Source organism: Methyloglobulus sp. (genome assembly GCF_040079455.1).
In the GTDB taxonomy this organism is placed as follows: Bacteria; Pseudomonadota; Gammaproteobacteria; order Methylococcales; family Methylomonadaceae; genus Methyloglobulus.
Genome location: NZ_JBEBKJ010000032.1, coordinates 1 through 9,645 on the forward strand (window position 1 = coordinate 1; position 9,645 = coordinate 9,645).

The 9,645-nt window shown below is 44.3% G+C and carries 9 protein-coding genes; 6 read left to right on the forward strand and 3 right to left on the reverse strand.

Annotated features, from left to right (window positions below; all coding sequences use genetic code 11):
* Positions 1–420 precede the first annotated feature (420 nt).
* Genes ABL924_RS08670 through ABL924_RS08680 form a run of 3 tightly spaced genes read right to left on the reverse strand, consistent with a single transcriptional unit; the run spans position 421 to position 2,812 of the window.
* Complete coding sequence (locus ABL924_RS08670) at positions 421–2,019, reverse strand: IS66 family transposase (protein ID WP_349026691.1); 1,599 nt, start codon at positions 2,017–2,019, stop codon at positions 421–423.
* Positions 2,020–2,075: 56 nt separating this feature from the next.
* Complete coding sequence (gene tnpB / locus ABL924_RS08675; protein WP_349026692.1) at positions 2,076–2,435, reverse strand: IS66 family insertion sequence element accessory protein TnpB; 360 nt, start codon at positions 2,433–2,435, stop codon at positions 2,076–2,078.
* The gene (locus ABL924_RS08680; protein ID WP_349026693.1) at positions 2,432–2,812 is read right to left on the reverse strand and encodes a hypothetical protein; all 381 of its coding nucleotides are present in this window, start codon (positions 2,810–2,812) and stop codon (positions 2,432–2,434) included. Before ABL924_RS08680 ends, tnpB begins: the two co-directional genes overlap by 4 nt.
* 437 nt (positions 2,813–3,249) lie before the next feature.
* Between ABL924_RS08680 and mraZ the strand changes: the two genes are divergently transcribed.
* From mraZ to murF, 6 genes are read left to right on the forward strand one after another with little or no spacing between them, the layout of a single operon-like run.
* Entirely contained in the window at positions 3,250–3,717 is a 468-nt protein-coding gene (gene mraZ, locus ABL924_RS08685; RefSeq protein WP_349026694.1) for a division/cell wall cluster transcriptional repressor MraZ, read from the forward strand.
* 11 nt (positions 3,718–3,728) lie between these two features.
* Positions 3,729–4,655, forward strand: a complete 927-nt coding sequence (gene rsmH, locus ABL924_RS08690) for a 16S rRNA (cytosine(1402)-N(4))-methyltransferase RsmH (protein ID WP_349026695.1) — start codon at positions 3,729–3,731, stop codon at positions 4,653–4,655.
* A gap of 3 nt (positions 4,656–4,658) precedes the next feature.
* Positions 4,659–4,949, forward strand: coding sequence for a cell division protein FtsL (gene ftsL, locus ABL924_RS08695; protein ID WP_349026696.1), 291 nt, complete (start codon positions 4,659–4,661; stop codon positions 4,947–4,949).
* Positions 4,950–6,776 carry a penicillin-binding transpeptidase domain-containing protein gene (locus ABL924_RS08700; protein ID WP_349026697.1) on the forward strand — a complete coding sequence of 609 codons (1,827 nt, stop codon included), beginning with the start codon at positions 4,950–4,952 and terminating at the stop codon, positions 6,774–6,776. It abuts the gene before it with no gap.
* Positions 6,777–6,788: 12 nt separating this feature from the next.
* Complete coding sequence (locus ABL924_RS08705) at positions 6,789–8,285, forward strand: UDP-N-acetylmuramoyl-L-alanyl-D-glutamate--2,6-diaminopimelate ligase (protein WP_349026698.1); 1,497 nt, start codon at positions 6,789–6,791, stop codon at positions 8,283–8,285.
* Positions 8,282–9,643, forward strand: a complete 1,362-nt coding sequence (gene murF, locus ABL924_RS08710; RefSeq protein ID WP_349026699.1) for a UDP-N-acetylmuramoyl-tripeptide--D-alanyl-D-alanine ligase — start codon at positions 8,282–8,284, stop codon at positions 9,641–9,643. The genes ABL924_RS08705 and murF overlap by 4 nt, the downstream gene beginning before the upstream one ends.
* The last annotated feature ends 2 nt before the right edge of the window (positions 9,644–9,645 follow it).

Sequence of the window (9,645 nt, forward strand, 5' to 3'; positions counted from 1 at the left end):
GGTTTGGGCTAGGTTCTTCCAGGACATAGGCTATTGCTCGAACTTGAATAAAGGCTTATTTTACCCATTTTGGGGCTTGAGGTCGTGCAAAGGTCTCAACTGAATCAAAAAACCTGCAAAAGATTATGGATTCAGAGTTTTTTCTAGTTGGAAACCAATTGGGTTATTATTTTTGGTCTTTTTGGGGCGATTTTAGAATCGGTGCATCGCAATATTTTTCTCGATAGTGTATTCAAGGATATAGCCACTGTCTTTGGTGAAATAATAAAGGATTCCGATGCTTTTAAAGAATCATAGGAAGCGGAGCAAATGTTAGTCACATGCTCACAACAATAGCCGTAGCATGTTTCTAAGTTTTACCTAAGCTTTCATTCTTGGTCATTATGATTAATAGATAGAAAACTATATAAAAAGCATAGCTTATGCAACCTGCATATTCATAGGGATGGTAATGATAGCGTCATCAGGTATCTGCCAACGCAGCAGTTGATCTATGTCATCTATAGTTTGCGCTTTAGGTAACGCTGCAAACACGTGGCACAGGTACTGATAAGGTTCCAGTCCATTCAGTTTGGCGGTTTCGATCAGGCTGTATAGATTAGCACTGGCCTTGGCACCGTTTACGGTATCTGTAAACAACCAGTTGTTGCGACCAATCACAAACGGTCGGATCGCCCGCTCGACGCTGTTGTTGTCGATCTCCAAACGACCATCTTCGCAATAGACAGTGAGCGTTGACCATTGTTTGGCAAGGTAAGACAAGGCTGTGCCGGTCAAGCTGCTCGGGGTGATTTGGGTCAAGACGTGGTCGAGCCAAATCCTCATTTCGTTCAGGACGGGTAATGCACTTTCCTGACGGATTACTCTCTTTTGCTCAGAAGACAGATGTTTGATCTCAGACTCAATCCGGTACAGCTTTTGGATAGTAGCCAAGGCATAGCTGGCGATACTGTTGGCTTTTAGTGGATTCTCACCTTGAGCCTTAAGTGCTTCATCAAACTTTCTTCTCACGTGTGCCCAACAACCAAGCTGCCTCAAGCCATATTTGGTACAGACATTAGCATAAGCCGCATACCCGTCCGTTTGCAGATAGCCTTGATAGCCTTGCAATAACTGCTCAGCGATCGTTTGGCTTCTTGACGGTGCATAAGTGAACAGAATAATCCGCTGCTCTGGCGGCCCGCCACGTTGTATCCACATATAGGATTGCGTGCTGGCGGCCTTGCCGGGTTCTTTCAACACCTGAACTCGGGTTTCGTCGATTTGCTGGATGGGGTAGCCATTAATTTGCTCTTGCATAAGATTAATCAACGGTTGAATCAATTCGCCGCAACGGATCATCCAATTGGCTAAGGTGGCTCTGGGTAAATTAACCCCAATTCGGTCAAATTGCTTCGTCTGCAGGTACAGTGGTAAGCCGTCCAAAAACTTGCCGGTAACGACAAAGGCTAACAGGGCTGGCGAAGCGTTACTTTTGGGAATCGGCTGCGGTGGCATGGGAGCGATTTTGACACCATTACCACAGCATGGGCAGGCGTATTTCTTGCGGATATGGCGTAACACCTGCACTTTGGCAGGGATGATGTCCAACTGTTCGCTGATTTCAGTGCCGATTTCTTTTAAGGCGTGACCTTCAGGACACCGCTTCTGGTCGTCAGCAAGGTCATGAATAATTTCTATCCGAGGTAATTCGGCGGGTAGGGTTTTTCGTCCAGGTTTGTTGGCTGTTATTTTGGTGAGATTACTATTCTCAATGACGAATGGTGGCTTGTCATTTTCAGGTAGGTCGTTTTCACCAATGCTGTCATTTTCTGCATTGGCTTCCGCTTCGTTAAAAATATCCGCTTGTTCGGCGATATATTTCTCTGAATGGGCGCCGAAGCGTTTATGTAGTAACAACCGGATTTGTTCATGCAAATGGGCTTTTTGAGCATTTAGATGCTGAACTTCGCCTTGCAATTTGATCACAAGCTCACGCAAAGCAGCAATGTCATACGGCAGGTCAAGTGGTTGTTCCATAACGCTTATTATACTGTAATCTTGTATATTAAGCGATTGAAAATACAGTAATACCACTACAATACTGAGTGATAGTTCAAGGTCTGGTGCGGCTTCATCCGATTGACATCGAACCCCGATAATAACCATTTCAGTTGTTGGATAGTCAAAGAGACAACACCTGTATTATTGGCTTTTGGCCAAACAAAACGGTCTTTCTCCAATCGCTTTTGCCATAAACAAAAACCGTTGCGCTCCCAGTATAAGGCTTTGATGGCATTTGATCGGCGATTGCTGAACACGAATACCGCTTCGGCGAAGGGATCAAGCTTCAGTTGTGCCTCAACTAACACTGCCAAACTACTCATGCCCTTGCGAAAATCGACCGGCTTGGCGCAAATATACACCGACCAAGTTGGTTCAGAAAACTGCATCATAGGCGGAGTTGGGCTAATGTTTTCAGTAAACCGGCAAAATTATCAGGCTTGATCCCGACCAGCTCGCAGTCGATACCATTGGGCAGACGAAAACGTAATGAAATTAACCCGTCTTTAATGTTAGAGGTTGGTTCGATTGGTTTAACCGTGACGCGGTGAAATACGGTGGTCGCTGGTTCTGGCTTTGCTAGCCCTCGCTTTTTTAACCTAGCGTGCCAGCCATAAAAGGTATTCTCCACCAAACCTTGGCTGCGGGCATAACCCGCAAGGCTAAACTCGGACTGTTGCCAACGATGATAGTGGTCAAGCCAATACTGCTCCTGTTCGGTTAGGGAATTGTTATCAGTTTTGTCATGTTCTGACGACGTTTCGGACATAACCGCAACCTCATATTCAAAATGAAGTTACTTTGACACAATTTTAACGGCTAGGAATAGATGCAGTTAATCGAGCGCTTACGTCCAAACTTGCTTGTGTTGAATGTTGTCTATTGAACAATAGGCCCTCATTTTCGAAAGTATTGCTCAGTATTTTTTAATTTTATTCGGGAATAAGCCAAAACAAGTCCTCAAGTCTAATGTAATTTATTAACTAAATTATTTAACAGGCTGATAAAAATACAATTTATTTTTATCTGTTTGTAGCGTCAACGCTATCCCTGGTTTGCCTCTAAGTTATTGTCAAAAAAGATATTTTTTTATTTTAATTCCCCTTTGCTTGTGCTATTCTAAATTCAAGTGGATGTTTTGTGGCGTTCAAGTGTGGCTTCGTGGTGTTTTGTGGAGCTAAATAGCAAAAAACGTACGGAGGAATCTTGTTTCGAGGTAATACCACAGTCAATCTCGACGAAAAAGGTCGTTTTGCTATCCCAACTCGTTATCGGGGCCGGGTGCAGGAGATTTGTGCGTGTCAACTGGTCGTTACCGTAGCTGTAGATGAGCAATGTGTCGGCATGGATGGTTGTCTTTGGATATATCCCTTGCCTGAGTGGGAAGATCTCGAAAAAAAAATAAAAGAATTGCCCGCTTTCAGCAAAAGAGGGACGAAGTTAAAACGATTCTTAATCGGTAGTGCCAATGAATGTGAAATGGATTCCCAAGGTCGCCTTTTGTTGCCTGAAAAATTAAGAAAATTTGCAAACCTAGACAAACGGGTTGTTTTAGTAGGTCAGCTTAATCGTTTTGAAGTTTGGAATGAAGAAGCGTGGAGCATAGAAGAAAATCAATTTATGGATAAGGATGACACTGACGGTCTGGATGATTTAGGCAGTTTGTCTTTTTAAACGTAGTCAAGGTGCAGCACAAACCCGTTATGCTGGCTGAGTCTTTGGAGCAGTTGGCAATCAAGAAAGATGGTATTTATCTGGATGGCACGTTTGGACGGGGCGGACACAGCCAAGGAATATTGTCATCGCTAGGTGGGTCGGGGCGGTTGTTAGCGTTTGATCGCGATGTCGATGCAGTTGATTCAGATGTGGCGAGGGCAATGCTTGAGGATAAGCGCTTTACCTTAAAACATAGTTGCTTTTCGGCTTTGGAAAGTGTGATCGCTGCTGAATGTTTAACCGGAAAACTAGATGGAATTTTGCTGGATCTGGGCGTATCGTCCCCGCAATTGGATAATCCTGATAGAGGATTTAGCTTTATGCAAGATGGCCCTTTGGATATGCGGATGGATAGCAGCGCTGATCTGACGGCAGCCAAGTGGTTATCCAGGATTGATGAAAAGGAATTGGTCAGGGTGTTATTTGAATATGGAGAAGAGCGCTTTGCCAGACGTATCGCCCATGCGATTGTTGAAACCAGGGCGGAAAGACCGTTAACAACAACACGAGAACTGGCGAGGCTTATTGAAGGCGTTATCCCAAAGCGAGAGAAACATAAACATCCGGCAACGCGCAGTTTTCAGGCGATACGGATAGAAGTCAATAAAGAGCTTGATGAATTGAAAGAGGTATTGCAGCAATCCATACGGGTACTGAACCAAGGCGGTCGCTTGGTGGTGATCTCTTTTCATTCCCTGGAAGACAGGATAGTCAAACAGTTTATAAGAAGTGAATCTGGCGCTAAGTACGACCCAGGTAAATTCCCTGTTAAGGAAGCGGATATAGCTAAAGGTGTTTTAGTAAAACGAGGCAAACCGTTGAAGGCAGATAAGTTTGAAATTGAACAAAACCCAAGATCACGTAGTGCGGTTATGCGAGTAGCCGAGCGGGTTTAGGTAATGGTAAATGATCGCGCTATAAGCCGAGTCAATATAGCAGTGCTAATAATTCTACTGGCTATGCTGATGATCTCGGCATTGGCGGTTATCTATAGTAAGAACGTCTCGCGTTCGATATTTATTGAAATTGAACGCCATGAACGAGCATTAGATCAATATGAGGTGGAGTGGGGGCAAATGCAATTGGAATTATCGACATTAGCTGAACAAAATCGCGTCGAGCGGATTGCCAAAGAACGATTAAAACTGGTGTTGCCGCCGCATGAAAGCATCATCTATATAAAGCCTTAGATGCAGATATTAACTAATACTAATAAACCACGGGAACAGGTCAGTAATTTTTCAGGAAGAAGGCGGTTTTTACTCGGCTTTATCATGAGTTGTATGTTGGTGCTTGTTGGTCGTGCCGTGCATTTGCAAGTGTTCAAAAAAGATTTTTTGCAGGAGCATAGCCACTATGTGGATACGGTATCTATTTCGTCCTACCGAGGCATCATAAAAGATAGGAATGGCGAAGCATTAGCAATCAGTTCTCCAGCACCGTCAATAGCGATCAATCCGAAGGAGTTAGCTTTGGACGATGAGGGTGTAATTACCCAAATGGAAAAAAAATTCAGAGCAGCCCATGGTGGTCAGAAGTTATCTGAAAGTCAAACCCAGGAAATAAAGGCGGCATACAAAACAGAAAAGGCAGGAAAGATTGCTCAACTGGAGAAATTACTGGATCTGCCTACCGGCAAGGTCAATAGCATTCTCGATGAAAAAAAAAGTAAGGGCTTTGCTTATCTGGCAAAAAAAATCAGCCCTAGCTTGGCAGAACAAGTAAAAAACTTAAAGCTGGCGGGTGTCGATATCCTTCGGGAATTCAAGCGGTTTTTTCCATCCGGTGAGGTAACCGCCCATCTGCTCGGCTTTACCAATGCGGAAGATGTGGGGCAAGTAGCGTTGGAGAAAAGTTATGAAGCACTCTTGAAAGGTACGGATGGAAAAAAACGGGTCATCAAGGATGGTTTGCATCAAGTCATCGCTGATGTAGAAAACATAGCATCTCCAATTCCAGGCAAAAACCTGGAATTGAGCATAGACAAACGAATTCAATATCTGGCCTACCGAGAGCTGGAAAATGCGGTCAAGGTCAATAAAGCTAAATCGGGCGCATTAGTGGTTTTAGATGCAAAGACGGGAGAAATACTGGCGGCAGTCAATCAACCGTCTTTTAACCCAAATGCAAAGGCTGAGCTTAAGGAAAGTTTATATAGAAACCGAGCGTTTACGGAAGTATTCGAGCCTGGCTCAACCGTTAAGCCATTTACGGTTGCTGCTGCCTTAGAAGGCAGGTACATCCGACCTAGTGACAGCTTTGACACCGACGGTGAATTTCCTATAGGAAATCATACCGTTAGAGATACGCATCATTACGGGCGTTTAACCGTGGAAGGCGTAATCAAAAAATCGAGCAACATAGGGGTTGCGAGAATGGCTTTGAAAATGCCCGCCGATTATTTTTGGGGGGCATTTAGCAAGGTGGGTTTTGGGACTTCGCCTGCTACAGGATTCCCTGGCGAAACCAGTGGTCGTATGCCCGTATTAAAGCGGATGCATGATTTTGATAAGGCGACTTTGTCATTTGGTTATGGTCTTAACACCTCTGCATTGCAGCTAGCAAGGGCTTATACGGCTTTGGCTGATGATGGTATTTTACATTCGGTAAGCTTGTTGAAGCGGGATGAAGATATTGATGCACAAAGAGTATTTACTAAAAAAACAGCAAAAACAGTCAGGAAAATGATGGAGTCAGTGATAACCAAAGATGGTACAGCTTACGAAGCCAGAGTTGATGGTTATCGGGTGGCAGGCAAAACAGGAACGGCAAAAAAAGCCGGGCCACATGGCTATTCCGCAGACAGTTATTTTGCAGTTTTTGCTGGCTTGGCACCCGCCAGTGATCCGCGTTTAGTGGTAGTGGTTATGATAGATGAGCCTTCAGCAGGGCAGTATTATGGCGGTTTGGTTTCAGCGCCAGTATTTTCCAAGGTTATGGGGGGTGCGTTAAGGTTGCTAGGCGTAACGCCCGACCAGGAAAACACCATGCCTATACTGATAGCTAGGAAGAATTGAGATTAGCCAAGTATGGGGCTTAAAGAATTATTGAATGGTTTAGTTTTTCTTGCCGATGAGGAATTGCAATTCATTGATGATTTGAGCATCAGCGGCATAACTTTGGATAGCCGAGAAGTTGTGGCGGGTGATTTGTTTATAGCATTGGCAGGAACCAAGCAACATGGCTTGGCTTATGCAGATAGGGTTATTGAAAAAGGGGCTAGTGCGATACTGTTTGATCCATCAAGCGACGGTAATCGAATTGCGGAGAATATAAGCGATATTCCCCTTATCCCTGTTGAAAATCTCGGCTTTGTGTTGGGTAAGCTGGCGGCAAAATTTTATGGCGATCCATCCCAAAGTTTGGATGTAATAGGTATAACTGGAACAAATGGTAAAACCTCCTGTAGTCAGTTTTTGGGTCAGCTGCTTGATGGTTGTGGAATTATCGGTACTTTGGGTTGGGGCAAGTGGGGGCAACTTAACAAAACGATCAACACGACCCCAGATGCGTTAACTGTTCAGCAAATATTGGCTTCGTTTGATAAGTCAAAAACGAAAGCAGTAGCGATGGAAGTTTCGTCGCATGGATTGGATCAAGGTCGAGTAAATGGCGTGTACTTTAAAGGTGCAGTTTTTACCAACATCAGCCGCGACCATTTGGATTATCACGGCACTATGGAAAATTATCTGAGTGCTAAGTTGAAATTATTAGAGGCTCCTAGGCTAGAGTTTGTAGTTATTAACCTGGATGACGCAAACAGTAGTCAGATAGTTAAATCTGTGCCGCAGTCAGTAACGATATGGGGTGTAAGTACAAAAGCAAAAAACATTGGTCGAGGTGTCTCTGTGATTGCCGACGAGGTAAGGCACACATCGGTAGGAACTGAGTTTACTGTGCATTGGCAAGGCTTTGTGCAGCAGATAAAGACACCGCTTTTTGGCGATTTTAATGTGGAGAATTTATTGTGTGTTTTGGGTGTGATGCTTGCTCTGGGTGAATCATTAGCTGATATAGCAAAGAAAATGCAGGCGATAAAACCGGTAACAGGTCGCTTAGAGCCTTGCAGCACAAAATCAAATGGGCTGAATGTGTTTATTGATTATGCCCATACACCGGATGCGTTGCATCGCGTGTTAGCAAGTTTACGTAAGCACTATCAGCAATCACTCTGGGTGGTGTTTGGCTGCGGCGGCAATCGTGATGCCGGTAAGCGTCCACAAATGGGCAGTATCGCAGAACAATGGGCAGATAGAGTTATCGTCACCGATGACAATCCTCGGTTTGAAAACAATATGGAGATCGCCAACCAAGTGTTGGCAGGTTGTAGTTCGAATAAGGTTGTTTTAATACAGGACAGAAAACAGGCAATACGATATGCCATCGCCAATGCAGCAGAAAATGATTGCATCGTGATTGCAGGTAAAGGTCATGAGACTTACCAAGAAATTAGCGGAGTCCAATATGCTTTTAACGACAAACAAATTGCAGAACAGGCGCTACAAGTAAGGTTTGCAGCACAATGAAGATGATGCTCAGTGAGATAGCTAAAGTGACAAACGGAACGCATGTTGGATCTGATGTGGAAGTTGCATCGGCCAGTATCGATACCAGAGCTATTCAGTCTGGCGATCTGTATATAGCTATCAAAGGGCATCAATTTGATGGCAATGAATTCGTCGATAAGGCCGAACGATCAGGTGCGGCAGCGGCAATATTGAACAAGAATTTTACCAGTAAATTACCGCATGTTTTGGTGGATGACACGCGCTTGGCATTAGCGCAATTGGCAGGTGCCTGGCGGGATAACGTGACAGCAAAAGTAGTGGGCATTACCGGCAGCAACGGCAAGACGACAGTTAAGGAAATGACCGCTGCTGTACTGGGTGTGGCAGGTTCAGTGTTGTTTACCAAAGGCAACTTAAATAATGACATAGGCGTGCCATTGACATTGTTTCGACTTAACGAAGATCATCGTTATGCCGTAATCGAAATGGGCGCTAATCATCTTGGGGAAATTGCTTACACAAGCGCTATAGCAAAATCGGATGTGGTAATCCTTAATAATGCTGGAGCAGCACATATTGAAGGTTTTGGTAGCCTGGATGGTATTGCCAAAGGCAAAGGTGAAATCATAGAAACCCTCAAGGCGGAGGGTGTAGCCATACTTAATAAAGATGACAAATACTTCGAATATTGGTTATCCATTGCAGGCAACAGGAAAGTGTTGTCTTTTGGATTACTTGAAGGCGCTGATATTACCGCCAGAAATATCCAGACAGACATCATCGACAATGCCTTTGCTACGACCTTCGATTTGATGGCTTCATCGGCCAGTGTAAAAGTGAAATTGAAATTGGCTGGGCAGCATAACGTGCTTAATGCGTTGGCAGCAACAGCGGCAGGTTTGGCTCTAGATCTAAGTCTGGAACAGATCAAAGCGGGTCTTGAAAGTGTCAAGCCTGTAACGGGAAGAATGCAGCCGTTGGTTGGTCGATTAGGTAATATCATCATTGACGATACTTACAATGCCAATGCCGATTCCTTAAAAGTGGGTCTTGAAGTGCTGGCTAATTGTAAAGGTAAGCACTGGGTTGTCCTAGGTGCTTTTGGTGAATTAGGGCCAGAAAGCCCCAGAATACATGAAGAAATAGGTAAATTAATTAGCTCCAAGGGTGTTGTGCGCCTGTTGGCTCTGGGCTCTGATGCCAAAAATACCGCAAGGGTTTTTGGCAAAGGAGCCACTTTTTTTGATAGCCAGGATGAATTGATAGGCACATTAAAAAAAGAGCTTAAAGGTGACGAGACCATTTTGATCAAAGGTTCAAGAACGCAGCGCATGGAGAATGTCGCTGCTGCTCTAGTGGAAAATTTCAGGACATAAAC